The sequence below is a fragment of the Nonomuraea sp. GTA35 genome, assembly GCF_041950525.1.
GTDB lineage: Bacteria > Actinomycetota > Actinomycetes > Streptosporangiales > Streptosporangiaceae > Nonomuraea.
In genome coordinates this window covers 427,319-452,778 of record NZ_JBGNUV010000003.1, presented here as the reverse complement: position 1 = coordinate 452,778, position 25,460 = coordinate 427,319, and the positions used below count along the sequence as shown (strand labels likewise).

Genomic DNA, 25,460 nt, shown 5'->3' with positions numbered 1-25,460 from the left:
GCGTCAGAGCTCGGGCACGCCGAGGTCGGAGGTCTGCGACGGCTTGGCCAGCGCCGGGTCGAGCTGCTCGATCAGCCGCTGCACCAGCGCCGCCCGCCGTACCCGCTCCCGTCCCAGCTCCTTGGGCGCCGCTCCGAGATGCCCGCCCGAGGGGTAGATGTTGGGCGCGTTGCGCAGCCCCATCTTCAGGTAGACGGGAGCGGCGGCCCGGACGATCTCCACGGCCTCGTAGAAGCGGACGAACCCGCCCTGGTCGTCCGGCACCTCCAGGTAGAGATCGATCGGCAGCCCGGTGGCGGCCCGGATCTCGGCCAGGTGCGGCACGGTGAGGTCGGTGCCCACGTTGACGGTGGTCGCGCCGAGCCGCTCGTACAGGGCCGCGGTCGGGCCGTTGGTGAGCGGCATCAGCACCGACGTCTTCAGGACCAGGTTCGCGGGCAGCGTCCCGTCCGCCTTCAGCTCGCGCAGCAGGTCCAGCGTCCCGAGGTCGCCGACGAGCAGGCTGCGGATGCCCAGCGAGCAGGCCCGCAGCGCGTCCGCCAGGCACGCCGCCACCATCGCGTTGCCGCGTGCGGCGGCGCCGACGGCCTGCGTGAGCTTGGCCTGGCCGCCGGTGTCCCAGGCGGCGCGCGGCCCGAGGAACAGGTTCACCTCGATGCCCCTCTCGGCCCCGATCCGCGCCATGCGCGTGATCTCCTCGTCGGTCAGCATCATCACACCGCTGCCCTGCGAGGTCCTGGCGACCGGCACGCCGAGCCGGTCGGCCTCCGCGACCACCGCCTCCAGCACCTCGGGCCCCTCGACGCTGGGGATCTCGAAACGGTACGGCGCCCCGTCCGCGAACCCGGACCCGGAGGGCGCGGCGGACCCTACGACCGGGTGCCCGAGCCGGGACATCAGGGCATGGAGGTCGGCAAGGCTGGTCATCAGGGGATCTCCTCGTCATCGATCACTTCGGCACGCCCGAGCGTGGTGCGACGGCCGGTGCCGTCCTCGCCCCACAGCTCCAGCTCTGCCCGGTTCCCCACCGTCGATATCACCCGCCCCCGGCACGCGTGCGGCCGGTCCCGGAAGTCCATCCCGCGGTGGCCGGTCTCCAGCACGGCCGGGCGATACCCGTACGAGGTCGCGGCGCGGCTCGTCGAGGAAGCGCGCCGTGAGCATGGGCGGCACCCCGGCGGCGGATCAGTGGCTCTAGGATCGGGGTCATGGAGCTCGCCCCCGGTGTCCACGTCGCCGTCACCGACCGCCACGGCGGCGTCAGCGCCCCGCCCTACGGCTCGCGCAACCTCGGCGGCCTGGTCGGCGACGACCCGGCGAACGTGCGCGCCAACCGCGACGGCGTCAGGGACGAGCTGGGCGTGCGGGCCGTGGTCTTCATGCGGCAGGTGCACGGCGCCGACGTCGCGTACGTGAGCGAGCCCTTCGGCGACGACCCGCCCCCGCTCGACGGCGTGTTCACCACCGAGCCGCGCCTGGCGCTGGCCTCGCTCGGGGCCGACTGCCCCGCGGTGCTGGTGGCCGACCCGGTGGCCCGCATGGTGGGCGCGGCGCACTCCGGCCGCCCCGGCACCGAGGCGGGCATCGCCACGACGCTGGTGGAGGCCATGGCGGCCAAGGGCGCCGAGCCGGGCAGGATGGTCGCGCTGATCGGCCCCGGCGCGTGCGGCCGCTGCTACGAGGTGCCCGCCGGCCTGCGCGAGCGGGTGGCGGCCAGGGTGCCCGCGACGTGGTCCACGACGTCCTGGGAGACGCCCGCGCTCGACCTGCGGGCCGGGATCGAGGCCCAGCTACGGGCCGCGGGCCTGGCCGACGTGCGCCACGACGCGCGCTGCACGATCGAGGCGCAGGAGCTCTACTCCCATCGCAGGGAGCAGCCCGGCGGCCGGTTCGCCGGGCTGATCTGGCTGGTCTAGCCCTTCCCCCGGCTGCTGTTGAAGATCACGTTCACGATGACGATGGCGATCCAGACCGGGATCACGTAGGACGCCTTGCTGTCGGTGAGGACGAAGGCGAGCGTGGCCCCCGTGCCCAGCACCAGCGAGACGATGGCCAGGGCGAGCCGCTGCCCGTCGGCCACGGTCTGGTTGACCGGCCCGGCCTTGGGCGCGGCCGTGGCGAGCCGCTCGTCGACCCGCCGGTCGATCTCCTGGCCCATCTTGTCGAGGAACGAGTCCACGACCTCGTTCTCGTACTCGGGCCCCAGATCCCGCCGCGCGGACACGGCGGCCCGTAACTCATCCCCTGTATTCATATGTCGAGATATAACGGGATCCGGTGCTAACGGGCAAGGATGTCATCGAGGTTGTAACTAACCGGACGCTCCAACTGCTCATACGTGCACGATTCGGGCGTACGGTCGGGCCGCCACCGCCGGAACTGCGCCGTGTGCCGGAACCGGTCGCCCTCCATCTGGTCGTAGGCCACCTCGATCACCAGCTCCGGCCGCAGCGGGATGAACGACAGGTCCTTCTTGGCGTTCCACCGCGACACCGCGCCCGGCACCCGCTGCCCGCCCGTCGCGGGCCCGGCGGCCGGCTGGCCCAGGTTGGCCTGCGCCTGCTCCGCCCAGTGGCCCCAGGGGTGCTCGCTCAGCTCCGCGAGGTACGGCTTGATCTCCTCGACCAACTCGGCCCTGCGCTTCATCGGGAACGAGGCCGCCACGCCCACGTGGTGCAGCCGCCCGTCGTCGCCGTACAGGCCGAGCAGCAGCGACCCCACGATCGGCCCCGTCTTGTGCTCGCGGTAGCCGCAGATCACCACGTCGGCGGTGCGCTCGTGCTTGACCTTGAACATCGTGCGCTTGTCCGGGACGTACGGCTGGTCGCCCGGCTTGACGATGATGCCGTCGAGCCCGGCCCCCTCGAACGTCTCGAACCATTCGAGGGCCTGCTCGTAGGCGGTCGTGACGGGCGTCAGCCGCACCGAGCCGGCCTTCTCGCCGAACAACCCCTCCAGCCGCGCCCGCCGCTCGGAGAACGGCGTCTCCATCAGCGACTCGTCGCCCAGCGCCAGGAGGTCGAACGCGATGAACTGGGCCGGCGTGCGCTCCGACAACATCGTCACCCGCGACTTGGCCGGATGGATGCGCTGCTGCAGGGCGTCGAAGTCGAGCTGCGTGCCCACCGGCAGCACGATCTCGCCGTCCATCACCACCTTGTCGGGCAGCTCGGCCCTGACCGCCTCGACCAGCTCGGGGAAGTAGCGGGTGAACGGCCGCTCGTTACGGCTGCCCAGGTAGACCTCGTCGCCGTCGCGGAAGATGATGCAGCGGAACCCGTCCCACTTCGGCTCGTAGAGCAGGGTGCCGTCCTGCTTGGGCATGGCCTTGACCGGCTTGGCCAGCATCGGCGCCACCGGCGGCCGTACCGGCAGGTTGGGCACCGGCTCCGGCTCCTCGGCCACCTCCGGTGCGGTCGGCTCATCGGTCATGGCTGCGCTCCCTCGTCCCCGTGAGTGGCCCTCGTGTACTTGCAGAAGAGGACGCCATCCTCCTCCAGCACCTGGTTGAGATCCAGTGTGACCTGCGCGGGCTCGCCGTTCTGGATGCGCGCCGCACCGCCGCCGACCAGCAGCGGGCTGATCGACAGGCACAGCTCGTCGACCAGGTCGCAGGCCGAGAGCTGGGCGTTGATCCGGGGCCCGCCCTCGCACAGCACCCTGGTCAGGCCGCGCTGGTGCAGCGCGGCCACGGCCTGCCGCATGTCGACGCTCTCCTCGCCGGCCACGATCAGGTCGGCGAGCTTGGCCGCCTCCTTGCGCCGCTCGTGCGGCGCGGCCTCGCAGGTGATCACGATCGTCCTGCTGGGGGCGTCGCAGAACAGCTCGCCGTCGAGATCGAGCGCGAGGCTGCGGGTGATCACGGCGATGGGCGGCACCTCGGGCCGCCCCTGCCTGATCTCCGCCCACGTGTCGCGCGGCGGGACGGGGCCGTACCCCTCCTTGCGCACGGTCGAGGCGCCCGCGACGACCACGTCGGCCAGCCCGCGCAGGGTCTGGAAGATCCGCTTGTCGCCCTTGCTCGACAGCGGGCCCGACCGCCCCTTCAGCCAGGCGGCGCCGTCGGCGCTGGCGACCATGTTGAGCCGCAGCCATGGCCGGTCGTCGGGGTAGGCGTAGGCCTGCACGATATCCGGGTTGTCCTGTATGTCGGGATAGATGCGCCGCACCCCTCTACCTTGGCACACGCCACCGACATCCGATCGGCCAGGGGTTTTGCGGACGGATACCGCTTTTCCCGTATCGGCGGACGTACCGGCAATTCTCCGCTTAACGTAACGATAGGGATGGGGATCGAGGGAGGCGCGCTGTGGGCCTGCTCACCGCCGCGGCATGGACGGTCGCCGCGCTCGCCGGGGTTTACCTGCTCTCCTTGTGGCTGGCGGGCGGCGGCCTGCGCCGCGCCAAGGTCACCCGCTTCCCCGCCGCCCTCGTCTTCGCCCACCCGGCGCTGGCGGTGTCGGCGCTGGCCTGCTACGCCGCCGGCCTCGCCACGGGCAGCCGCGCGCTCGCCTGGGCGGCCTTCGCGGGCCTGGCGGCGGCAGCCCTGCTCGGCTTCGCGATGTCCACCCGCTGGCTCGGCGCCGGCCGCCACCGGATGGCGGGCCGAGGCTTCCCCGCCCTCGCCGTGACGCTGCACGGCCTGGCCGGGGTGACGGCGTTCACGCTGGTCTTCCTCACGGCCAGCGCGGCCCGCGTCTTCTGAACCGCCCCTACGACTTGCCGCTCCTGGGCCGGCGCAGCACCTGCAGCGAGCGCGCCGTGACGGCCACCAGGTCGCCCGCCTGCCACCCGTCGTCCGCGAACCCCTCCTCCACCACGTCATGCGTGGTGTCCAGCACGGGCAGCCAGCGCGTGCCGAACTCCTCGCCCGGCAGCGTGAACGGCAGGCTCTCGTGGTGCGCGTTGATCAGCAGCAGGAACGAGTCGTCCGCGATCCGCTCGCCGCGCGGCCCCATCTCCGTGATCGCCTCGCCGTTCAGGTAGACCATCAGCGACTTGGCGTAGCTGATGTGCCAGTCGCCGGCCGTCATCTCCCGCCCGCCGGGCGTCAGCCAGACCAGGTCGCGGGCCCCGTTGTCGGGATGGCGCCCGTGGAAGAAGCGCCGCCGCTGGAAGACCGGGTGCTCGCGGCGCAGCTTCGCCAGCGCCCGCACGAACTCCAGCAGCTCCGACTCGGCGTTCACCAGCGACCAGTCGACCCAGGCCAGCTCGTTGTCCTGGCAGTAGGCGTTGTTGTTGCCGCGCTGCGTGCGCCCGATCTCGTCGCCGTGGGAGAGCATCGGCACCCCCTGCGACAGGAACAGCGTGGCCAGGAAGTTGCGGCGCTGGCGGCGGCGGAGCGTGACGATCTGCGGATCCTCGACCGGGCCCTCCGCGCCGCAGTTCCAGGAGCGGTTGTCGTTGGTGCCGTCGCGGTTGTCCTCGCCGTTGGCCTCGTTGTGCTTGTGGTCGTACGAGACGAGGTCGTTCAGCGTGAACCCGTCGTGGCAGGTGACGAAGTTGATCGAGGCGACGGGGCGGCGGCCGGAGGACTCGTACAGGTCGGCGGAGCCGGTCAGGCGGGAGGCGAACTCGGGCAGCGCGGAGTGCGTGCCCCGCCAGAAGTCGCGGACGATGTCGCGGTACTTGCCGTTCCACTCCGTCCACAACGGCGGGAAGTTGCCCACCTGGTAGCCGCCGGGGCCCACGTCCCACGGCTCGGCGATCAGCTTGACCTGCGAGATCACCGGATCCTGCTGGATCAGGTCGAAGAACGCGCTCAGCCGGTCGACGTCGTGCAGCTCCCTGGCCAGCGCCGAGGCCAGGTCGAAGCGGAACCCGTCGACGTGCATCTCCAGCACCCAGTAACGCAGCGAGTCCATGATGAGCTGCAGGGCGTGCGGCGAGCGCACGTTGAGGGAGTTGCCGCACCCGGTGTAGTCGAGGTAGTAGCGCCGGTCGCCGTCGTGCAGCCGGTAGTAGGCGGCGTTGTCGATCCCCCTGAACCCCAGCGTGGGCCCCATGTGGTCGCCCTCGGCCGTGTGGTTGTAGACCACGTCGAGGATGACCTCGATGCCCGCCTCGTGCAGCGCCCGCACCATGGCCTTGAACTCCAGCACCTGCTGCCCCCTGGTGCCGGCGCTGGAGTAGCGCCCGTGGGGGGCCAGGTAGGCCATGGTGTTGTAGCCCCAGTAGTTCGTCAGCCCCCGCGCGACCAGGAAGTGCTCGGGCACGTAGTGGTGCACCGGCATCAGCTCGACCGCCGTCACCCCGAGCGACAGCAGATGGTCGATGATCGCCGGATGCCCCACCCCGGCGTACGTGCCGCGCAGGTCGGGCGGCACGTCGGGGTGGCGCATGGTGAGCCCGCGCACGTGCGCCTCGTAGATCACGGTCTCGTGGTACGGGATGCGCGGCGACCGGTCGTTGCCCCACTCGAAGAACGGGTTGATCACCACGTTCTTCGGCATGTACGGCGCGCTGTCCTCGGTGTTGCGCCGGGTGGGATCGGTGAAGTAGTAGGGGAACAGCGCCTGGTTCCACGTCAGGTCGCCGTCGATGGCCTTGGCGTAGGGGTCGAGCAGCAGCTTGGCCGGGTTGCACCGGTGACCCTGCGACGGCTCGTACGGCCCGTGCACCCGGTAGCCGTACCGCTGCCCCGGCTGGATGCCCGGCAGGTAGCCATGCCAGACGAACCCGTCGACCTCGGGCAGGTCGACGCGTTCCTCGGAGCCGTCATCGTGGAAAAGGCACAGCTCGACCCGCTCGGCGACCTCGGAGAACACCGAAAAGCTGGTGCCCACGCCATCCCAGGTGCCGCCGAGTGGATAGGGCTCGCCCGGCCAGACCTCGCGCATGTGACCCGATTGTCGCACGCGAAAGCGCTCTTGGTCTTCCGATGACCACATCGCCGCTCCCCGCGCGACCAAGGGACTAGAGGAGCTCGGCCTTGAGGCTGATCGTCGTGCCGGCCAGGGCCTTGCTCACCGGGCAGTTGGCCTTGGCCGTCTCGGCCGCCTCCTGGAACTGCTCGGCCGTGATGTTGGGAACGTGCCCCTTCACCGTGAGCACGATGCCCGTGATGCCCTCGCCCGGCTGGAACGTCACGTCGGCGCTGGTCTGCAGCGACTCCGGCGGCGTGCCGGCCCCGGCGAGGCCGTGCGAGAGCGCCATCGAGAAGCACGAGGAGTGGGCGGCGGCGATGAGCTCCTCGGGGGAGGTCTTGCCGTTGGCCGACTCGGCCCTGGACGGCCAGGAGACCTCGAACGTGCCGACACCCGAGGTGTCGAGCGAGACGGTGCCCGAGCCGTCGAGCAGGGCGCCCTTCCACTGGGTGGTGGCGGTGCGGGTGGTGGCCATGGTGATTGCTCCCTCCGTTGTTACCTTTCGACCTTATCGTGGCGCGAAAGAGTCTTGCCCGGCGGTCATCCAGCTCTACATTTGGTGCGAATAGTGACATGCTCGGGTCGCGGCGCACCTGCCGCCTTGGTCCGGAATAAACGGGAGTGTGGTGCCAGTGGAGGCACCGTACGACGACCGTCTGCTGCACCAGCGGGTGGTCGGCGGCGATGAGTCCGCGCTGGGGGAGGTCTACGATCGGCTCTCTTCGCTGATCTTCGGTCTCGCCCTGCGGGTCACCAGGGACCGGGTGATCGCCGAGGACATCACGCAGGAGGTCTTCCTGGTCTTCTGGGAGCGGCCCCTGGCCTACGACCCGGAACGCGGCACCCTGCGCGCCTGGCTGGCCACGATCGCGCACCGGCGTGCGGTCGACCACGTGCGGGCCGAGGAGCGCAGGCGGGTGTCGGCGCTCGGGCCCAGGCTGTTCGAGCGCGAGCCCACCAGGCTCGAGGACACCGTGCTGGCCGCCGACGAGGCCCAGCGGGTGCGCCAGGCGGTGACGTCACTGCCCGACGGCTTACGCGAGGCGGTGGAGCTCGCCTATTTCGGAGGCAGGACCTACCGGCAGGTCGGCGAGGAGCTCGGCGTGCCGGAGGGAACGGCCAAATCGCGCATCCGGCTGGCGCTGCGGCGCCTGGCGGACGCGCTGGCAGAGGAAGAAGTGTGATGGACGCCAGGTCGCCGCACACGGCCGAGGCGTACCCGCATGCTCAGGAAGAGGTGTGATGGACCCCGTCGAGCGTCTTTACCTCGACGCGCTGATGGAGGACCCCGAGGTGCCGGCCCGCTCGCTGCGGCCCCAGCTCCTCGCCGGGGCCCGGGCCCGGCGCCGGCCGGCGGCCCCCACCGCCGCCTGGGTGGAGCCGTACGCCGGCCGCGTGGCCGCCATGGACGCGCTGCTCGCCTCGGCGGTGGACGACGACTGGTCGCGGATCATCGTCGAGGGCTGGACGCTCCAGGAGCTCGTCGCCCACCTGGCCGCCAAGGACGGCCTGCTGGCCGCCTCCGTCGGCGCTCCCGTGCTGGGCCCGCCGATCGGCGCGGCCGACTCGCTGTCCCGTACGAGCGACGTCCAGGCGTACGAGCGGGCCCGCAGCCCCGAGCAGACCCGCAGGGACTGGCGCGCGCAGGCGGACGCCCTCTGCCGTCACCTGGCCGAGCTGCCCCCGACGACCCAGGCCACGATCGACGGCCTGGAGGCGCCGGTCAACGACCACATCCTGGCCCGCTGCCTGGAGACGTGGATCCACACCTCCGACGCGGCCGAGACGGCCGAGATCCGCCTGCCCGACCCGATCGCGCGGCACATCCACCCCACCGCCGACCTGTGCGCCCGCCTGCTGCCCTTCACGATGCTCTTCGGCGGCGTGGACGGCACGGGCCGCACCCTCCACCTCACGCTGACCGGCGAGGGCGGCGGCGAGTGGCGCGTCGCACTGGGCGTGGAGGACGCCGGGCCGGGCGAGCCCGACGCGCACATCACGGCGGACGTGAAGAAATTCTGCTTCCTGCTCGGTGGAAGGGGCGATCCCGCCGATTTCCCCGCCGACCTGGAGGGCGATCTCGCCCTAGCCAGGGACGTGCTGGCGACCGCCCCCACCCTTTCGGGCCCGTAATAGCGCAAAAGGGATTGAACGCCGCGGCTATTTGCGTTAGGGCTTTGACAGGTTATTTCGATCGGTGGAGGTAAAGGCGATTACGTGCATGGGTACGTCGCCCCTTATCCGAGCGTTCCCGAAAAAGGGACGCGGGATTCCGGGTCGAACTACCCAGGACGGAAAGAATGCACGTGAATACCGAAAATCCACATAATCGCCGGGGCCGTCGGCGTTTCGCGGCGCTCGCCGTGGCCGGCGCCACGGCGGGCCTCATGCTCCTTCCCACGGGCCAAGGGGTCGCCGGCGCGAGCGCAGGCGCGTCCGCCGTCCCGGCCGGCGCCGGATACGTCACCGGTGACAAGCCGGCGCTGGGCTGTGGCGACCGCCGGTGCGGCGACGGCTCGTGGGGCCGGCGCTGGTGCGGCGGCCGGCGCTGCCACGGGCACCACCACCGCCGGCACCACGATCACTACTACGAGCACGACCACCACCACTCGGGCGACCGGCACCACCACGCCGAGCCGGCCCCCGAACTGCCGGTGAAGCCGCCGGTGAAGGACGATCGCAAGCCGGTCAGCGACGACCGGAAGCCGATCGAGGACGACCGCGAGCCGATCAAGGACGGCCACGAGGAAGACCCGTACCCGTGGGACTTCGACCCGTGGCTGCCCTTCGGTGACGAGGGCGACGGCGACGAGGGCTGACCCGAGGCCGGGCGTGCGAACGCGCGACGCCCCGCGAGTGCCGTGACCGGCCGGCCGGTCACGGCATTCGCCGCGTGATTTCGGGGCAGGAATCAGACTCTGCGCATGACGAGAAGGGGGTCCTCGTGGCAGGTGACGTGACGGGTCTGGCGGGGTTTCTGTACGAGTTCGGGCTGCTCAAGCGCTACAAACGAACCGGCTGGCTGGTCGCGGGCGTCCGCGATCCGGAGAGCATCGCCGAGCACTCCTTCCGCGCGGCGGTCATCGCGGCCGTGATCGCGGGTCTGGAGGGCGGCAATCCGGAGCGGGCCGCGTTCATGAGCCTCTTCCACGACACGCAGGAGACGCGCGTCACCGACATCCCGTACATCGGCAAGCGTTACCTCACGGCCGCCTCCAACGAGGACGTCACCGCCGACCAGGTCCGCGGCCTGCCGGCGGAGGTGGCCTCCATCGTCGGCGACGCCGTGGCCGAGTACGAGGAGAAGGCCACCCTCGAAGCCGTCTGCGCCCGCGACGCCGACAAGCTGGAGTGCCTCATCCAGGCCGTCGAGTATCGCGAGCAGGGCCACCAGAACGTCCAGGGGTGGATCGACAGCTCGCTGGCCGCGATCACCACCGAGTCGGGCAAGCGCCTGGCCGAGGAGGCCCTGAGCACGGGGACGCTCGACTGGGTGACCCGCGTGCTCAACGGCGACTGAGCCCTCAGGCTCCGGCGGCGGGCCGGGTGACCAGCTCTCTGGCGTACTCGTCGTCGCTCTCCGCCAGCACCCGCGAGATGCCCTGCGCGGCCCGCTCGTCCCCGCGGTCGGCCAGGCCGCGGGTGGCCTCGGCCACCGTACGCAGGTCGGAGTCGGACAGCCGGGCCGCCAGGGCCTCCCTGATCCGCGGCGTGTCGGCGGCCAGCCCGGCGAGCCCGGAGGTGGCCCAGTCGCGGATCTCCGAGTCCTCGTCCTCGGTCATGGAGATCAGCAGGGCCAGCCCCTCCTCGTGGTCCGGCGGGAGCACGTCGGCCAGCGCGATCGGGTCCGTCATCGTGCGCTTGTGATCGGGACGCCCGAGGATGTCCAGCACGTTCGGCAGCGCCCGCGGGTCGCCCTGGTGCCCGAGCGCCGCCAGCACCGAGCGCAGCACCTGCGGGTTGCCTTCGGTGGTGACCATCTTCTGCAGCAGCGGCAGGGTCCGCTCCAGGTACGGCTTCTCCCCGTCGGCGAACCCGAACTGCGCGATCGCGTCCACGCCGAACTCCCGCTCCCTGGCGTCCTCGCTCACGCACAACCGGGCCAGCGCCTCGTACGTCTCCTCGTCGGCCCGCTTGCCCAGCGAGTCGGCCACGATCCACCAGGTCTCGGCGTCCTCGTCGACGTCGCGGTGCGCCAGGGCCCTGGCCACGAGCTGCTCGACCGGCGTGTAGACGCCCGCCGCGTCCTCCAGCAGGGTCGCGACGGCGGCGTGGCCGCGCTGGGCCTGCACCTGCTCGCTCTGCTCGCCGTCGGGGGAGCGGCCGGCCACGGTGATCAGCTCGGTGCCGTCCTTGGCGTACTGGCGGGCCACGACGTACTCCCAGCCCTCCTGCTCGATCTGCTCCAGCAGCGCGCTCTCCAGGTGCACGCCCGCCCAGCCGAGCGCGACCTCGAGCGGGGTGTCGCCGTCGCCGTCGTACCTCTCGTGGTCGGCGCCCGCCTCCAGCAGCACCTGCACCACGCCGGGGGCGCCGCGGCTGGCGGCGAGCGTGAGCGTGGTGTCGCCGACCTCGTTGGTGGCGTTCACGTCGGCGCCCGCCTCGACGAGCAGCCTGGCGGCGTCGGCGTGGCCGTTGGCGGCGGCCCACAGCAGGGCCGTCCAGCCGCCGTCCTCCCTGGCGTTGACGTCGGCGCCGGCGGACAGCAGCGCCGTGATCACCTCGGTGCGGTCACGCGAGGCCGCCGCGCACAGGGCCAGCCCGCCCTCCGCCCCGCCGTCTTCCTGTCCCTCGCTGGGCGTGTTGGGGTCGAGGCCGCCCGCGAGCAGCTTGCCCACGGTCTCGATGTCGCCGATCAACGCCGCGCGGTAGAGCTGTTCTGCATGCATGACAAGGGACCCTAGCCTGGTCCGGCCGCGCCCCGGACCAAGGCCGGGGCCCCGTGTCATGGCGTGGTACGCGCCCCGCCCGCGGACCGGTTCAGATCTCATCCCGAATATGCATGTTTCGATGGATAACTGGATTCCTCCGCAAGGAGGAGCTGCACCGGGACGCAAACGCGATATGTTGCGAGTATGACTGATCCCGGTGAGGTCCGCGCATCGGACGCCGAGCGCGAGGCCGTCGTCGAGCAGCTCCGGGTCGCCTCGGTCGAGGGCCGGTTGACGCTCGCCGAGCTGACCGACCGCACGGAGGCCGCGTACACCGCGACCACCCATGCCGAGCTGGCCATGCTGACCCAGGACCTGCCCACGGCGGGCGGCTCCGCCCCCGTCGCCGCCGCGGCCCCGGAGCGCAAGAAGCGGCGGTGGTTCGTCGGCGTCATGGGCGACTCCAAGCGCCGCGGCACCTGGCGCATCGACCAGGAGCTCGGGGCCGTCGCCGTGATGGGCGACGTCCTGCTCGACCTGCGCGAGGCGGAGGTGCGTACGGACCGGGTGGAGATCCTGGCCGTCTCCGTGATGGGCGACGTCAAGATCATCGTGCCTGACGGCGTGTACGTGGACCTCGACGGCATGGCGGTCATGGGCGACAAGAAGGTGAACGTCATGCAGGCGCCGCCCGGCATGAACGTGCCCGTGGTGCGCGTGCAGGCGTACGCCGTGATGGGCGACGTCAAGGTGATCGGCGACTCGCAGGTGCAGCCGCTCCAGCGCGGCTTCGCGGCGTGGCGCGAGCACTGGCGGCGGCTGCACGGCGACGACTGGCGCGAGATCGGCCGCCGGATCGCAGCCGAGGAGCGCGAGCTGCGCCGCCAGATCCGCGACGACCGCCGGCTGGGCCGCGGCTACTGACCCGTCACCGGCGCCCCGGCCTTCCGGGCGCCCCGGGCGGGGCGCTCAGCCGGCCAGGGTGACCGGCTGACGCTGAGCGGCCTCGTAACGCTCCACCAGCACGTCCACCAGCTCGGGCGCCGGCCCCAGCACATCCGCCACGACCGACGCGCCCGCGGCCAGCGTGTCGCGGCGCACCTTGTCGGCGAAGTACCCGGGAGCCAGCAGGTACGGCGCCACGACCACCCGCGGCGCCCCCGCCCGGACGAGCGAGGCGACAGCCTCGGCCGGCGTGGGGGAGGCGGCGGAGGCGTACGCGGGGGTGACGGTCCACCAGCCGGACCGCCGCCACACCCGCGCCGTCTCCGCGATCACCGCGTTGGCCCGCGCGTCGCTCGACCCGGCCGACACCAGCACCACCGCCGTGTCCGGGTCGCCCGCCGGCACGCCCGCCTCGCCCAGCCGCCGCTCCAGCGCGGTCAGCAGCAGCGGGTGCGGGCCCAGCGTGTGCCCGTAGCGGACGCGCAGCCGGGGCTCGCGCGCACGCGCCTCGTTCAGCGCCGCAGGCAGGTCCACCCGGCTGTGGTACGCCTCGGTGAGCAGCAGCGGCAGCACCACGGCCTCGCGCAGGCCGCTGAGGGCCTGGCCGAGGGTCGGGGCGCTGTGGTCCAGGTACGCCACCCGCACGTCCAGCGGCACCCGATCGAGCAACGCGGCCACGGTGGCGGCGGCCCGCGGGTCGCGAGACCCGTGCGCCACCGCCACCAGTGGCACGCGGCCGGGGGCCGCCCCGCCTGCCAACGGGACGGGTCCCCCGCTGGGGATCACAGGTGAATGCCGCATTCGACCTTCCCCAGGCCCGCCCAGCGACCGCTGCGCGGATCCTCCCCCTCCGCGACCTGCCGCGTGCACGGCGCGCAGCCGATCGAGGGGTAGTTGTCGTAGTGCAACGGGTTGATCAGCACCCCGTTGTCGGCGATGTAGTTGTCCACGTCCTCCTGGGTCCAGGAGGCGATCGGGTTGACCTTCACCATCTGCCGCTTGGCGTCCCACTCCACGACCTTGGTGCCGGTCCGGCTGGGCGACTCGTCGCGGCGGATGCCGGAGATCCACGCCAGGTACGGCTCCAGCGCCCGGTTCAGCGGCTCCACCTTGCGCAGGTAGCAGCACAGGTCGGGGTTGCGGCCGAACAGGCGCGGCCCGAGGTCGCGGTCCTGCTCCGCGACCGTCCGCGACGGCTTGATGTCGATCACGTTGACGTCATAGACCTGCCGCACGGCGTCCCGCGTGCCGATGGTCTCGGCGAAGTGGTAGCCGGTGTCGATGAACAACACGTCCACGCCGGGTTTGACCCGGCTGACCAGGTCGATGAGCAGGGCGTCGCTCATCGAGGAGGTCAGGCACAGCCGGTCGCCGAACGTCGCCGCCGCCCATCGGATGATCTCGCGCGCGGGGGCGTCGTCCAGGAACTTCGCGGCGGACTCGACGATGTCCTGCAGGTCGAGGGCGCCGCGTTGCTCTCTCAGACCGACCTCGATGTCGACCAGCGTCATATCTTCACTCCGATTCCAAGGAACTTCAGCTTGAAGGCACGAGCGCAGGCGCGGCAGTACCAGCCGCCATCACCCTCGTAGGGTTCGAGATCCTCTTCGCCGCAGTAGGGGCAGTGGAAGGGAACCGCTCGTGTGGTCATTTCAGGTCAGCCTCGTCTGCTCGCTGGACCCAGTCGGCGAACGACTCGCCTTCCTTCTTCTGGCTGTCGTAGTTGGACACGACGCGCGCCACGTAGTCGGGCAGCGCCTTGGCGGTGGTCTTGAGGCCGCGCACCTTCCTGCCGAAGCCGGCGTTGACGCCGAGCGAGCCGCCCAGGTGGATCTGGAAGCCCTCGACCTGGTCGCCGTTCTCGTCCACGACGAGCTGGCCCTTCAGGCCGATGTCGGCGACCTGGATGCGGGCGCAGGAGTTGGGGCAGCCGTTGAGGTTGATGGTCAGCGGCTCGTCGAAGTCGGGCAGCCGCCGCTCCAGCTCGTCGATCAGGTCCATGGCCGATGCCTTGGTCTCGACGATGGCGAGCTTGCAGTACTCGATGCCGGTGCAGGCCATCGTCTGGCGGCGGAACGTGGAGGGCTTGACCTGCAGGTCGTTGGCCTCCAGCTCGGCCACGATCGAGTCGACCCGGTCGGGCGCGACGTCGAGGATGACCATCTTCTGCTCGACCGTGGTGCGGACCCGGTCCGAGCCGTGCCGCTCGGCGATGTCGGCGATCAGGTGCAGCTTGTCGCCGTCGACCCGGCCCACCTTGGGCGCGAAGCCGACGTAGAAGTTGCCGTCCTTCTGCGGGAAGACGCCCACGTGGTCGCGCCGGTTGCTGCGCGGCTGCTCGGGGGCGGGCCCGTCGGGCAGCTTCTCCTTGAGGTACTCGGTCTCCAGGATGTCCCTGAACTTCTCCGGCCCCCAGTCGCTGACCAGGAACTTGATGCGCGCCCGGTGCCGCAGCCGCCGGTAGCCGTAGTCGCGGAAGATCCCGACGACGCCCTCGTGCACGTCGGCCGCCTTCTCGGGGCTGACGAACACGCCCAGCCGCTTGCCCAGCATCGGGTTGGTCGACAGGCCGCCGCCCACCCACAGGTCGTAGCCGGCCTCGCCGTGCTCGTTCACCACGCCGACGAACGCCACGTCGTTGATCTCGTGCACGGTGCAGTGCGCCGGGCAGCCGCTCAGCGCCGTCTTGAACTTGCGCGGCAGGTTCGAGTACGCCGGGTTGCCGACGACCCGGTCGTAGATCTCGCTGATCTGCGGGGTGGCGTCGAGCACCTCGTCGACGTCGATCCCGGCCAGCGGACAGCCCATGATCACACGCGGGGTGTCGCCGCATGCCTCGGTGGTCGACAGCCCCACGGCCTCCAGGCGCTCCCAGATGTCGGGCACCGACTCGATCTCCACCCAGTGGAGCTGGATGTTCTGGCGGTCGGTGATGTCGGCCGTGCCGCGGGCGTAGTCGTTGGAGATGTCGGCGATCGCACGGAGCTGGGCCAGGTCGAGCTGGCCGCCGTCGATGCGCACCCGCAGCATGAAGTAGCGGTCGTCGAGCTCCTCCGGCTCGAGCACCGCCGTCTTGCCACCGTCGATCCCCGGCTTGCGCTGGGTGTAGAGGCCGTACCACCGCATGCGGCCACGCAGGTCGGCCGGGTCGATCGAGTCGAAGCCCCGCTTGGAGTAGATGTCGATGATGCGCTGGCGGACGTTGAGACCGTCGTCGTTCTTCTTGTTCTCTTCGTTCTTGTTGAGCGGCTCACGGTAACCGAGAGCCCACTGGCCTTCGCCGCGCGGGCGCTTGTGGTGCCGGCTGGCAGGAGTGCGGCTGGCAGGGGTGCTCATTGCGCGTCCTTAAGATCATGGGCGCGCGCAACGTTCCTCCTGCCTTCATCGTCGAAGGGCAGGGCTGGAGAGGATGGAGTGCGACGCGCTCAGCGGTAGAAATCGACGTGGGTTAGCGGGCGTCGCAACAGATGGCACTGCGGACACGCTGAAGGTCGACGTGTCGTCGACCGACGAGCATGGGGTCCGCTGGCATGGTTCGAGAGTACTCTGGCTGTCCGAGATGTCCAAGACCGGGTCCAGAGTGTGGGATAGTGGCCCCCTCTGCCTGGCCTTCAGCCCTGACGCGGCCAGTCGAGCTCCGACTCCTCCGGCCGCGCCTGCTCCTTGTGCTGGCAGTCGCACCACGAGCCGCCGCGGCAGTCCTCGTGGCGTTTGTCCTTGCAGCTCTCGCAGATCACGTTACGACATTATTCTCCCAGAACGCGGCTCCGGTTAGGCTGGCGCGCGTGGACCTCATGGCCGAGTTGCTCGCCGACCTGCGCGCCGAGACCGCGTCCTTCGAAGCGCTGCTGCACCCCTTGCGGGACGGCGACTGGGAGCGGCCCACGCCGGCCGAGGGGTGGGCGGTCCGCGACCAGGCGAGCCACCTGGCGTGGTTCGACGACGCCGCCGTCCTGGCCGCCACCGACCCCGGCGGATTCCGCGCCTCGCTGGCGCGTTTCACGTCCGTGGACGACATCGCGGCCGAGGCGCGGGGGAAGGCGCCGGAGGCGCTGCTCGCCTGGTTCCGCGCCTCCCGCGCCCGCAGCCTGGAGGTGTTCGCCACGCTCGGCGCCCGCGACCGGCTGCCGTGGTTCGGGCCGGACATGTCGGCCGCCTCGTTCGTCACCGCGCGGCTGATGGAGACGTGGGCGCACGGCCAGGACGTGGCCGACGCGCTCGGCGTCACCAGGGAGGCGACGGCGCGGCTGCGGCACGTGGCCATGATGGGGTTCAGGGCCCGCCCCTACAGCTTCGCCGTCCGCGGCCTGCCCGCCCCCGGCGAGCCCGTACGCGTGGAGCTGGCCATGCCGGACGGCGGCGCCTGGACGGCCGGACCTCCGGACGCCCCGTCGCTCGTCCGCGGCACCGTCCTGGACTTCTGCCTGGTCGTCACCCAGCGCATCCACCTGTCGGACACCGGCCTGGAACCGGTGGGCGAGCCCGCGCGGGCCTGGATGGAGATCGCGCAGTGTTTCGCGGGTCCACCCGGAAAGGGACGCAGCCCCAAGTCGGGGGTGAATCAGGGTCATTCCGGATGACGCTCGCGTCATGATCCGTGACATGCTGTGAGCATGCGCACAATCCTGAACGTCATCTGGCTGGTGTTCGCGGGGATCTGGCTGGCGATGGGCTACGCGCTGGCGGGGGTCATCTGCTGCATCCTCATCGTCACGATCCCGTTCGGCATCGCCTCGTTCAGAATCGCCAAGTACGCGCTGTGGCCCTTCGGCCGCACCGTGGTCCGCGACCCCGACGCCGGCGTCTTCTCCCTCCTGGGCAACATCATCTGGTTCGTGGTCGCCGGCATCTGGCTGGCCATCGGCCACGTCGTCACCTCGATCCCGCTGTTCATCTCGATCATCGGCATCCCGATGGGCGTGGCGAACATCAAACTCATCCCCGTCTCCCTCCTTCCGCTGGGCGCGCGCATCGTGGACAACGACTAGGGGTGGCGCCGGGACGTAAGCTGTCCCGAAGAGTCACTGCGACATACCGTTGGGTGCCATGACGTCCACCGATGCGCCTCCCCGGCCCAAGCGCGGGCTCGTCTCCCATGCCCGGGCCAGGCTGAACTGGGTGCTCGACACCAACACGTGGGCGATCGTGCGCGCCGCCACCAACGCCGGCGTCACCTACCGCGTCACCGGCCTGGCCGGGGAGGCGGCGTTCTTCGCGCTGCTGTCGCTGCCGCCCTTCGTGCTGGGCCTGATCGGCGTGCTGGGCAAGCTCGGCACCTGGCTGGGCCCCACCGTCGTCACCCAGGTGAAGACCTGGGTGATCGAGCAGGCGGGGCTGCTGTTCACCGACGACGCGGTGAACAAGGTGATCAACCCGCTCATCACCGACGTGCTCAGCGACGACGCCGGCAAGGTGTCGATCATCTCGCTGGGCTTCCTGCTGTCGCTCTGGTCCGGCTCCAGGGCGCTGTACGTGTACGTCGACCTCATCTCCGTCGCCTACGGGCTGGGGGAGGAGCGCGGCATCATCCGCACCCGGCTGATGTCGTTCGGCCTCTACGTCATCGGCCTGATCATCGGCATCATCGTCATGCCGATCCTCGTCGTCGGCCCGACCCTGATCAAGGACGCGCTGCCCGCCGACTACGGCATCCTCATCGACCTGCTCTACTGGCCCGTCGTGATCATCGGCTCGGTGCTCTTCCTCACCGTGCTCTACCACGTCAGCGTCCCGGTGCGCACCAAGTGGTACCGCGAGCTGCCCGGGGCCATCCTGGCGCTGTTCCTGTGGATCGTCTGCGCGGCCGTGCTGCGCGCCGTGCTGGCCGCCTGGTTCTCGCCCGTCTCGGTGTACGGCTCGCTGGCCGCGCCCATCGCGCTGCTGCTGTGGCTCTACATCACGGCGCTGGCCGTGCTCATCGGGGCCATCCTGAACGCCGAGGTGGACCGGCTCTGGCCGGGCGTGAGCCGTACCAGATAGCCATTCCCCAGCCGGATCATGTCCGGAATAATCCCACCGGTGAACGTGCAGCAGCGGGTCGGGCCGTACACCCTCCTCAAGAAGCTGGGGGAGGGCGGGATGGGCGTCGTCCATCTCGCGGAGGACCCGGCGGGGCGGCGCGTGGCGCTGAAGACCATGCGGCCCGACCTGGCCGGGCGGGAGGAGTTCAGGCGGCGGTTCGGCAAGGAGACCGAGGCCGCCAGGAGGGTCGCCAGGTTCTGCACCGCGCCCGTGCTGGACGCCGGGTTCGACAACGGCACCGCCTACCTCGTCACCGAGTTCGTCGAGGGCCCCGACCTGTCCTCCGTGGTCGCGCGGGCCCCGCTGACCGGCTCGAACCTGGAGGCGCTGGCCGTCGGCGTGGCCACCGCGCTGGCCGCCATCCACCAGGCGGGGGTCGTGCACCGCGACCTCAAGCCGTCGAACGTGCTGCTCAGCCCCGTCGGGCCGCGGGTCATCGACTTCGGCGTCGCCCAGCTCGCCGACACCCCCGGCGGGGTGGCGACGATCGCGACGATGATGGGCACGCCCGCGTACATGTCGCCGGAGCAGGCGAGGGGCGAGCACGTGACGCCCGCGGGCGACATCTTCTCCTGGGGCGCCCTGGTGACGTTCGCGGGCACCGGCAGGCCGCCCTTCGGCACCGGCGGCGTGGCGGAGGTCGTCTACCGCGTCATCAACCACGTGCCCAGGCTCGACGGGCTCGACGAGCGCATCAGGCCGCTGGTCGAGCGGGCGCTGGACAAGGACCCGGCGCGCCGCCCGACCGCCCAGCAGCTCGTGGACGAGCTCCTCGGCCGCGCGGGCGTGCCGGTGGCCGCCGCCACCGCGGCGGTCTCGGAGACCTGGACCCCCGTCGTGCAGCCGTCCGCCCCGCGGCGCGGGATCCCCTGGCCGGCGATCGTCGCCGGAGTGCTCGCCGCCGCCGTCGGGGCGGGCGTCACCCTCGCCGCGATACGCCCCTGGGAGCGGCCCGGCGCCGAGCCGGGCACCCCGGCGGCCGCCAGCACGATCGACGCCCTGGGCAGCCGGCTCGAGGTGCGGATCGACTCGCTGGTGCGGCAGGGCACCAGGGTCCGCCTGCAGTGGACGGTCAAGAACGTCGGCACCGGGAACGCGCCCCTGGCCGGCAAGCTCGGCTCCGACGTCTTCGACTACACCGTCTCGCGCGTGAGCATCGTCCCGCCCGGGGTGGGCAATCCGCTCTACCCGGCCGTCAAGGACGGCGCCTGCCAGTGCTTCACCGTCCCCAACGCCGCTTTCGGCGAGGGCGCGCAGCTCCAGCTCTGGGCCGTCTTCGAGGGGCTGCCGGAAACCGCCGAGAAGGTGGACGTCAACCTGGGACCGCTCGGCTCGATCAGGAACGTGGCCGTCACCGAGGCATGATCCCGGCGTTCCCCCGCCGCCGCCACGACGGTCGGCCCGGACGTGAAGGACGCCGGACGCTCCGCGAACCTGCTGATCACGAAGGAATGGGCCCCTGTCGCATCCGATAAGGTTCAGTAACGAGACGCGACTGGCGCATTGGGTGGGATCGACCACCAGGGAGCGAAGGGAGCGGAGGCCGTGCGCCTGGGTCTTCGCACATCGTCAACGATGACAGGAGAGTCATGAGTTCTCTCGCTAGCGTCGACCCGCAGATCGCCGAGCTCATCAAGGCCGAGGAGCGCCGCCAGTCCGACACGGTCAAGCTGATCGCCTCGGAGAACTACGTGTCCAAGGCCGTGCTGGAGGCCACCGGCACCGTCCTGACCAACAAGTACTCCGAGGGCTACGCGGGCAAGCGTTACTACGAGGGCCAGCAGGTCATCGACCAGATCGAGACCCTGGCCATCGAGCGGGCCAAGGCCGTGTTCGGCGTCAACCACGCCAACGTCCAGCCCTACTCCGGCTCGCCCGCCAACCTCGCCGTCTACATGGCCTTCCTGCAGCCCGGCGACACCGTGATGGGCATGGGCCTGCCGTTCGGCGGCCACCTCACGCACGGCTGGTCCGTCTCGGCCACGGGCAAGTGGTTCAACCCGGTCCGCTACGGCGTACGCAAGGACACCGGCCGCATCGACCTCGACGAGGTCCGCCGGCTCGCCCTGGAGCACCGGCCGAAGCTGATCTTCTGCGGCGGCACCGCGATCCCGCGCACGATCGACTTCGAGGGCTTCGCCTCCATCGCCCGCGAGGTCGGCGCCGTGCTGGCCGCCGACATCGCGCACATCGCGGGCCTGGTCGCGGGCGGCGCGCACCCGTCCCCGGTGGGCCACGCCGACGTGATCTCCACGACCACCCACAAGACGCTGCGCGGCCCGCGCGGCGCCATGCTCATGGCCACGGCCGACGAGCACGCCACGGCGCTCAACAAGGCCGTCTTCCCCGGCCTCCAGGGCGGCCCGCACAACCACACCACCGCCGCCATCGCCGTCGCCCTGCACGAGGCCGCCCAGCCGGCCTTCCGCGACTACGCCCACCAGGTGGTGCGCAACGCCAAGGCGCTGGCCGAGGAGCTGTCGTCGCGCGGCTTCGACCTGGTCTCCGGCGGCACCGACAACCACCTGATCCTGCTCGACCTCACGCCCAAGGGCATCGGCGGCAAGCCGGCCGCGCAGGCGCTCGACCGCGCGGGCCTGGAGACCAACTACAACACGGTGCCGTTCGACACCCGCAAGCCGTTCGACCCGTCGGGCATCCGCATCGGCACGCCATCGGTGACCTCGCGCGGCATGGGCGAGGCCGAGATGCGCCAGATCGGCGCCTGGATGGACGAGGTCGTCACCGCCCTCGCCAAGGGCGACGCGGAGGACGTGATCACCCGCGTCCACCACGAGGTCAGCGAGCTCACCGCCCAGTTCCCCGCCCCCGGTCTGTAGATCTCACCAGAGAAGCACCCCACCGCGCGGGCTCCCGGTGCGCGGTGGGGTGCTTCGTGCGAGCGGGGTGGGCCGGAGTACCCCGTCGCGGTGGCCGATCCCGGCCCGGAGGACCGGTCCGGATCGGCCTGGGACGGCCTTCCAGGGACGGGACCGAATCGTCCCGGGAAGACCTCAGAGCCTCAGCCGAGGAAGACGTAGTCGGCCCCGTACGGCACCCTGGCCTCCGTGCCCGGCAGGCAGCTCCCCGCGGGCGCGGTGCCGCCGGTCGTGTTCAGGCGCAGGATCTGGGTGGCGTGGGCGAGCAGGCCGGCGCCGGCGCCCGCCTGGGCGGCGTCGAGCACCAGCTCGGGGATGTGGCCGCCGTTCGGCGTCCTGGTGACGACCGAGCCGCGCACCGCGCTCCCGTCCGGGGACCCGTAAATCTCCGCATTTCTCCCCTGGACCGTGCCGGCACGCGAAGATGCCCTCCCACCAGCGGTGAGAGGGCATCCAGCAGAAAGGATCAGGCCTTGATGGTGAGCAGTTTCCTGCCCGCCGACGTGACCACCTCGAAATGATCGATGTCGCGCAACGGCGTGGCGCTGCCGCCGTGCATGTAGAGCGGATCGGGCGACCCCGGCACTCCGTACCCGGCTGGAGGCACGGACCACCCCGTCATCACCCGCCTCTCGCCCGACTTGCCGACCGAGATCAGCTCGCACTCCAGCGGCCCCTTCACCCCCGACAGCTTGAGCGCCGCGTGGGTGCCCCACCCCTTCGACTCCACGACCAGCCCGCCCGTCACGCCTTCCGCGCCCGTGCCCTCGATGGGCCTGCCATCGGCGTAGAACTGCTCGGCCGGGCCCATGTTCGTGCCCATGTGACCGCCGTGCCCCTGCGCCACCTGCGGCGTGTCGCCGGCGCTGAGCTGCGTGCCGATCGTCAGCCCGCCGGCCACCAGCGTGACCGCCGCCGCCATCCCGATCACGAACGTGCCCCTGCGCGTCCGCCTGTCGGCCGCCTTCTTGCGCCGGAGCAGGTCCACCACGTCGCCCTCGGGCTCAAGGGAAGGGGGGTCGAGGTCCTCCACCGGGCCGATCCCGTGCAGCACGCTGGCCACACCCGCCAGGTCGGACAGCTCGTACCGGCAGGAGGAGCAGCCGAGGAGATGGGCCTCGAAGGCCAGCCGGTCGTCCTCGTCCAGCAGCCCGAGCGCGTACGCTCCCACGTCCGTGTGCTCGACTCTCGACGTCATGCCTTCACCCCCCTCTCCTCCAGCGCGATGCGCAACGCGCGAACGGCGTAGTAGACCCGGGACTTCACGGTGCCCACGGGGATGCCGAGCGCCTCGGCGGCGTCGTTGACCGACCGGTCCCGCAGGATCGTCTCGTTGAGGATCTCGCGATGTGCCGGCGACAACGCCTTCAGCGCCTCGGACACGACCACCTGGTGCAGCAGTCCCTCCATCTCGTCAGGCACAGGCATGCTCTCCAGCGGCCCGTCACCCGACTCCTGGGGGCGGGCGTCCCTGCGCCGCCGGTCATCGATCACGATACGTCTGGCGACCGTGGCGAGCCAGGGCATCAGCGAGACCGAGTCGGGGTCGAGCTGCTCCGCACTCCGCCAGGCCCGGATCATGGTCTCCTGCACCACGTCTTCCGCCCACTGCCGATCGCCCGCGGTCAGCCGGATCACGAAGGCCAGCAGCGGCCTGTGGTATTCCCGGTAGAGCGCGGACACGACCACCTCGTCGTCCGGGCGTACGCGCCGGATCCAGTGTCGTAGGCGCGGCTTGCCCATCGGGGCGGCTCCCTCGGCCGAGGGCGGGGGATACGTGCTGATTCGCATCATTCCCCTTTCTCAGTCCGTCGAGAGGTGGTACGGGGAGCCGCCCTGGCACGGTTCAACAGATCGCGGAAGATAATGCGATTGCATCGCCGGGGACACCCTGCGTAGAGTCGTTCCAGAAACTGATCGAGGGGGTGAGGACTATGCGGGTCGTCCTGTTCAACGTGTCCTCAGCTCACCTCCGGGCGCTCATCTGACCAGCCCGTTCTTCTTCCTTCTTCCTTCTCGATCAAAGGTTTCACGACGTTGTCTTACGATCTTTCCCTGCTCGGCTGGACCGACCTTCGCGCCGCCGAGCTGCCTGACGGCACCGTCCCGGCCCGCGTCTCCCGCGTCGACCGTGGCGCCGCCGAGGTGATCACCACCGACGGCCAGCACCAGGCCAGGTACGGCGCCCGCGTACGCCGCGCCTCCGCCGCCGACCCGGTGGCGCTGCCCTGCGTCGGCGACTGGGTCGCGCTCAGGTGGCTGCCCGAGGGCCGCTACGAGCTCGACGAGGTGCTGCCCCGCACGACCGCCTTCGTCCGGGGCGGCGTCAGCCGCGACTCGGTCGGCGGCCTGTCGGGCGACGGCCAGGGCCAGGTGCTCGCGGCCAACGTGGACGTCGTCTTCGTGGCCGAGCCGTCGATGCACGCCACCGACTTCGCCGACCTCGGCCGCATCGAGCGCCTCGTCGCGCTCGCCTGGGAGTCCGGCGGCACGCCCGTCGTGCTCATCACCAAGTCCGACCTGTTCGAGAGCGGCCTGGACGACCTGCTCGCCGACGTCCGCGGCACCGCGCCGGGCGTGGCCGTGCACGCCGTCTCCTCCCTGCGGGGCGACGGGGTCCGGCTCGTCCGCGACCACCTGGAGGGCTCCCGAACGGCCGTCATCCTCGGCCCGTCGGGCGCCGGCAAGTCCACGCTGGTCAACGCCCTGGCCGACGACTCCGTCATGGAGACCCAGCAGGTCCGCGCCGCGGACGGCCGCGGCCGGCACACCACTGTGCACCGGGAGCTGATCCCGCTGCCCGGGGGCGGGCTCGTCATCGACACGCCGGGCATCCGGCGGATCGGCCTCTACGACATGGCAGAGGGCGTCGACCTCGTCTTCTCCGACATCGAGGCCCTCGCGGGGCAGTGCCGCTTCGGCGACTGCGGCCACAACGGCGAGCCGGGGTGCGCGGTCCTCGCCGCCCTGGAACGGGGGGAGCTGCCGGAGCGGCGCCTGGAGAGCTGGCGCAAGCTGCAGCGGGAGGCGGCGTGGATGGCCACCAGGACCGACGCGCGGCTGCGCAAGGAACAGCAGAACAAGTGGAAGCTCATCACCAAGGAGATGCGCCGCTCGGGCCGCAGCCGCCCCTGACCGCTCGGACCGCGGCCGCCCGAGACCGCCCGTGACCGCGCGGGCGGCGGGCGGCGGGCGAAGGGGCGGGCGGGGCGGGGAGGCGAGGAGCGGGCGTCAGCGGGTAGGCACAGGTCATGGAGCTCTTCGCAGACCGGGCCGACGCAGGGGCGCAGCTCGCCGAGCGGCTGCGGGACGCGCACGACCCCGTGATCCTGGCCCTGCCCCGCGGCGGCGTGGCGGTGGCCGTGCCCATCGCGCGCCGCCTCGACGCCGTGCTCGACGTGCTCGTGACGAGGAAGATCGGCTACCCGCCGACCCCCGAGCTGGGTGTCGGCGCGGTGGCGGAGGGCGGCGAGCCGGTGTTCGACCCGCTGCTGCTGCGGCGCCTGGGCATGACCCCCGAGGACGTCGCCGACGTGGTGGAGGAGGAGCGGCGGGAGCTCGCCCGGCGGGTACGCGCCTACCGCGGCGACCGCCCGCTGCCCCCGGTCGAGGGCAGGGAGGTGATCGTGGTGGACGACGGCCTGGCCACGGGCGGCACCGCGAGGGCCGCGCTCAGGGCGGTGGCCACGATGAAGCCCGCCAAGGTGACGCTGGCCGTGCCGGTCGGCGCCCGCGAGACCGTTCGGTCCATGCGGGAGGAGGCGGACGAGGTGGTCGTGCTCAGGATGCCGCTCGACTTCCGGGCGGTGGGCCAGTGGTACGAGCGCTTCGACCAGCTCAGCGACGCCGACGTGCTGCACCTGCTGGGCCGCGACTGA

Annotated in this window: 30 protein-coding genes; 14 read left to right on the top strand and 16 right to left on the bottom strand. The window is 71.3% G+C overall.

Going from position 1 to position 25,460, the window contains the following annotated elements; all coding sequences use genetic code 11:
* Positions 1 to 3 precede the first annotated feature (3 nt).
* Together ACBJ32_RS15295 and ACBJ32_RS15290 are read right to left on the bottom strand one after the other, a co-directional pair.
* Positions 4 to 927: a U32 family peptidase gene (locus ACBJ32_RS15295; protein ID WP_375127260.1), complete on the bottom strand. Its 924-nt coding sequence runs from the start codon at positions 925 to 927 to the stop codon at positions 4 to 6.
* Positions 927 to 1,103, bottom strand: a complete 177-nt coding sequence (locus tag ACBJ32_RS15290) for a hypothetical protein (protein WP_375127259.1) — start codon at positions 1,101 to 1,103, stop codon at positions 927 to 929. Before ACBJ32_RS15290 ends, ACBJ32_RS15295 begins: the two co-directional genes overlap by 1 nt.
* A 105-nt stretch (positions 1,104 to 1,208) precedes the next feature.
* On the opposite strand from ACBJ32_RS15290, the gene pgeF reads away from it, so the two are divergent.
* Positions 1,209 to 1,916: a peptidoglycan editing factor PgeF gene (gene pgeF, locus ACBJ32_RS15285; RefSeq protein ID WP_375127258.1), complete on the top strand. Its 708-nt coding sequence runs from the start codon at positions 1,209 to 1,211 to the stop codon at positions 1,914 to 1,916.
* Here pgeF and ACBJ32_RS15280 read toward each other — a convergent pair.
* The 3 genes from ACBJ32_RS15280 to ACBJ32_RS15270 are packed head-to-tail and all read right to left on the bottom strand — an operon-like array spanning position 1,913 to position 4,169.
* The gene (locus ACBJ32_RS15280; protein WP_375127257.1) at positions 1,913 to 2,254 is read right to left on the bottom strand and encodes a hypothetical protein; all 342 of its coding nucleotides are present in this window, start codon (positions 2,252 to 2,254) and stop codon (positions 1,913 to 1,915) included. The genes pgeF and ACBJ32_RS15280 overlap by 4 nt on opposite strands.
* A 26-nt stretch (positions 2,255 to 2,280) precedes the next feature.
* On the bottom strand, positions 2,281 to 3,432 hold the full coding sequence (locus tag ACBJ32_RS15275) for an ATP-dependent DNA ligase (RefSeq protein ID WP_357868693.1): 1,152 nt from the start codon (positions 3,430 to 3,432) through the stop codon (positions 2,281 to 2,283).
* On the bottom strand, positions 3,429 to 4,169 hold the full coding sequence (locus ACBJ32_RS15270) for a pyrimidine reductase family protein (RefSeq protein ID WP_375127256.1): 741 nt from the start codon (positions 4,167 to 4,169) through the stop codon (positions 3,429 to 3,431). The genes ACBJ32_RS15275 and ACBJ32_RS15270 overlap by 4 nt, the downstream gene beginning before the upstream one ends.
* A 140-nt stretch (positions 4,170 to 4,309) precedes the next feature.
* Here ACBJ32_RS15270 and ACBJ32_RS15265 point away from each other — a divergent pair, with 140 nt between their 5' ends.
* Positions 4,310 to 4,705 (top strand): hypothetical protein, encoded by a 396-nt coding sequence (locus ACBJ32_RS15265; protein WP_375127255.1) that lies wholly within the window; start codon positions 4,310 to 4,312, stop codon positions 4,703 to 4,705.
* Positions 4,706 to 4,712: 7 nt separating this feature from the next.
* Here ACBJ32_RS15265 and glgX read toward each other — a convergent pair whose 3' ends face one another.
* Positions 4,713 to 6,839: a glycogen debranching protein GlgX gene (gene glgX, locus ACBJ32_RS15260; protein WP_357868702.1), complete on the bottom strand. Its 2,127-nt coding sequence runs from the start codon at positions 6,837 to 6,839 to the stop codon at positions 4,713 to 4,715.
* A gap of 76 nt (positions 6,840 to 6,915) precedes the next feature.
* Positions 6,916 to 7,341 (bottom strand): OsmC family protein, encoded by a 426-nt coding sequence (locus tag ACBJ32_RS15255; protein WP_185102645.1) that lies wholly within the window; start codon positions 7,339 to 7,341, stop codon positions 6,916 to 6,918.
* 151 nt (positions 7,342 to 7,492) lie between these two features.
* Between ACBJ32_RS15255 and ACBJ32_RS15250 the strand changes: the two genes are divergently transcribed.
* From ACBJ32_RS15250 to ACBJ32_RS15235, 4 genes are all read left to right on the top strand, one after another.
* Entirely contained in the window at positions 7,493 to 8,050 is a 558-nt protein-coding gene (locus ACBJ32_RS15250; RefSeq protein ID WP_357868705.1) for a sigma-70 family RNA polymerase sigma factor, read from the top strand.
* A gap of 58 nt (positions 8,051 to 8,108) precedes the next feature.
* A complete protein-coding gene (locus ACBJ32_RS15245) occupies positions 8,109 to 8,999 on the top strand; it encodes a maleylpyruvate isomerase family mycothiol-dependent enzyme (RefSeq protein ID WP_375127254.1) in 891 nt (296 codons plus the stop codon).
* 254 nt (positions 9,000 to 9,253) lie between these two features.
* Positions 9,254 to 9,685, top strand: a complete 432-nt coding sequence (locus ACBJ32_RS15240; RefSeq protein WP_375127253.1) for a hypothetical protein — start codon at positions 9,254 to 9,256, stop codon at positions 9,683 to 9,685.
* Positions 9,686 to 9,810: 125 nt separating this feature from the next.
* Entirely contained in the window at positions 9,811 to 10,386 is a 576-nt protein-coding gene (locus tag ACBJ32_RS15235) for an HD family hydrolase (RefSeq protein WP_375127252.1), read from the top strand.
* Positions 10,387 to 10,390: 4 nt separating this feature from the next.
* Here ACBJ32_RS15235 and ACBJ32_RS15230 read toward each other — a convergent pair whose 3' ends face one another.
* Positions 10,391 to 11,755, bottom strand: a complete 1,365-nt coding sequence (locus tag ACBJ32_RS15230) for an ankyrin repeat domain-containing protein (RefSeq protein WP_375127251.1) — start codon at positions 11,753 to 11,755, stop codon at positions 10,391 to 10,393.
* A gap of 186 nt (positions 11,756 to 11,941) precedes the next feature.
* On the opposite strand from ACBJ32_RS15230, the gene ACBJ32_RS15225 reads away from it, so the two are divergent.
* A complete protein-coding gene (locus ACBJ32_RS15225; RefSeq protein ID WP_357868720.1) occupies positions 11,942 to 12,661 on the top strand; it encodes a DUF1707 domain-containing protein in 720 nt (239 codons plus the stop codon).
* 45 nt (positions 12,662 to 12,706) lie between these two features.
* On the opposite strand, the gene ACBJ32_RS15220 is transcribed toward ACBJ32_RS15225, so the two are convergent.
* The 5 genes from ACBJ32_RS15220 to ACBJ32_RS15200 form a co-directional block, all read right to left on the bottom strand.
* Complete coding sequence (locus tag ACBJ32_RS15220; protein ID WP_375127757.1) at positions 12,707 to 13,405, bottom strand: sirohydrochlorin chelatase; 699 nt, start codon at positions 13,403 to 13,405, stop codon at positions 12,707 to 12,709.
* 59 nt (positions 13,406 to 13,464) lie between these two features.
* Entirely contained in the window at positions 13,465 to 14,193 is a 729-nt protein-coding gene (locus ACBJ32_RS15215) for a phosphoadenylyl-sulfate reductase (protein ID WP_357868725.1), read from the bottom strand.
* 136 nt (positions 14,194 to 14,329) lie between these two features.
* Positions 14,330 to 16,018 (bottom strand): nitrite/sulfite reductase, encoded by a 1,689-nt coding sequence (locus tag ACBJ32_RS15210; protein ID WP_375127250.1) that lies wholly within the window; start codon positions 16,016 to 16,018, stop codon positions 14,330 to 14,332.
* A gap of 112 nt (positions 16,019 to 16,130) precedes the next feature.
* On the bottom strand, positions 16,131 to 16,214 hold the full coding sequence (locus ACBJ32_RS15205) for a putative leader peptide (protein ID WP_311132608.1): 84 nt from the start codon (positions 16,212 to 16,214) through the stop codon (positions 16,131 to 16,133).
* Positions 16,215 to 16,293: 79 nt separating this feature from the next.
* Positions 16,294 to 16,419 (bottom strand): hypothetical protein, encoded by a 126-nt coding sequence (locus ACBJ32_RS15200; RefSeq protein ID WP_357868731.1) that lies wholly within the window; start codon positions 16,417 to 16,419, stop codon positions 16,294 to 16,296.
* A 57-nt stretch (positions 16,420 to 16,476) separates the two neighbouring features.
* On the opposite strand from ACBJ32_RS15200, the gene ACBJ32_RS15195 reads away from it, so the two are divergent.
* The 5 genes from ACBJ32_RS15195 (at position 16,477) to glyA (ending at position 21,543) form a co-directional block, all read left to right on the top strand.
* Complete coding sequence (locus ACBJ32_RS15195) at positions 16,477 to 17,262, top strand: TIGR03084 family metal-binding protein (RefSeq protein ID WP_375127756.1); 786 nt, start codon at positions 16,477 to 16,479, stop codon at positions 17,260 to 17,262.
* A 33-nt stretch (positions 17,263 to 17,295) separates the two neighbouring features.
* Positions 17,296 to 17,670: a YccF domain-containing protein gene (locus ACBJ32_RS15190; protein WP_357868734.1), complete on the top strand. Its 375-nt coding sequence runs from the start codon at positions 17,296 to 17,298 to the stop codon at positions 17,668 to 17,670.
* Between the two features lie 58 nt (positions 17,671 to 17,728).
* Positions 17,729 to 18,661, top strand: a complete 933-nt coding sequence (locus ACBJ32_RS15185) for a YihY/virulence factor BrkB family protein (RefSeq protein WP_357868736.1) — start codon at positions 17,729 to 17,731, stop codon at positions 18,659 to 18,661.
* Between the two features lie 39 nt (positions 18,662 to 18,700).
* On the top strand, positions 18,701 to 20,068 hold the full coding sequence (locus tag ACBJ32_RS15180) for a serine/threonine-protein kinase (protein ID WP_375127249.1): 1,368 nt from the start codon (positions 18,701 to 18,703) through the stop codon (positions 20,066 to 20,068).
* A gap of 224 nt (positions 20,069 to 20,292) precedes the next feature.
* Positions 20,293 to 21,543 carry a serine hydroxymethyltransferase gene (gene glyA, locus ACBJ32_RS15175; protein WP_357868741.1) on the top strand — a complete coding sequence of 417 codons (1,251 nt, stop codon included), beginning with the start codon at positions 20,293 to 20,295 and terminating at the stop codon, positions 21,541 to 21,543.
* Between the two features lie 182 nt (positions 21,544 to 21,725).
* Here the strand turns inward: glyA and ACBJ32_RS15170 are convergent, their stop codons facing one another.
* The 3 genes from ACBJ32_RS15170 to ACBJ32_RS15160 form a co-directional block, all read right to left on the bottom strand.
* Complete coding sequence (locus ACBJ32_RS15170) at positions 21,726 to 21,941, bottom strand: DUF3455 domain-containing protein (protein ID WP_375127248.1); 216 nt, start codon at positions 21,939 to 21,941, stop codon at positions 21,726 to 21,728.
* A gap of 107 nt (positions 21,942 to 22,048) precedes the next feature.
* Complete coding sequence (locus ACBJ32_RS15165) at positions 22,049 to 22,780, bottom strand: anti-sigma factor family protein (RefSeq protein ID WP_375127247.1); 732 nt, start codon at positions 22,778 to 22,780, stop codon at positions 22,049 to 22,051.
* Positions 22,777 to 23,325 carry a sigma-70 family RNA polymerase sigma factor gene (locus ACBJ32_RS15160; RefSeq protein ID WP_375127246.1) on the bottom strand — a complete coding sequence of 183 codons (549 nt, stop codon included), beginning with the start codon at positions 23,323 to 23,325 and terminating at the stop codon, positions 22,777 to 22,779. The genes ACBJ32_RS15165 and ACBJ32_RS15160 overlap by 4 nt, the downstream gene beginning before the upstream one ends.
* A 294-nt stretch (positions 23,326 to 23,619) precedes the next feature.
* Here ACBJ32_RS15160 and rsgA point away from each other — a divergent pair, with 294 nt between their 5' ends.
* Positions 23,620 to 24,717 carry a ribosome small subunit-dependent GTPase A gene (gene rsgA, locus ACBJ32_RS15155; protein WP_375127245.1) on the top strand — a complete coding sequence of 366 codons (1,098 nt, stop codon included), beginning with the start codon at positions 23,620 to 23,622 and terminating at the stop codon, positions 24,715 to 24,717.
* Positions 24,718 to 24,833: 116 nt separating this feature from the next.
* Positions 24,834 to 25,460, top strand: coding sequence for a phosphoribosyltransferase family protein (locus ACBJ32_RS15150; protein WP_357868753.1), 627 nt, complete (start codon positions 24,834 to 24,836; stop codon positions 25,458 to 25,460).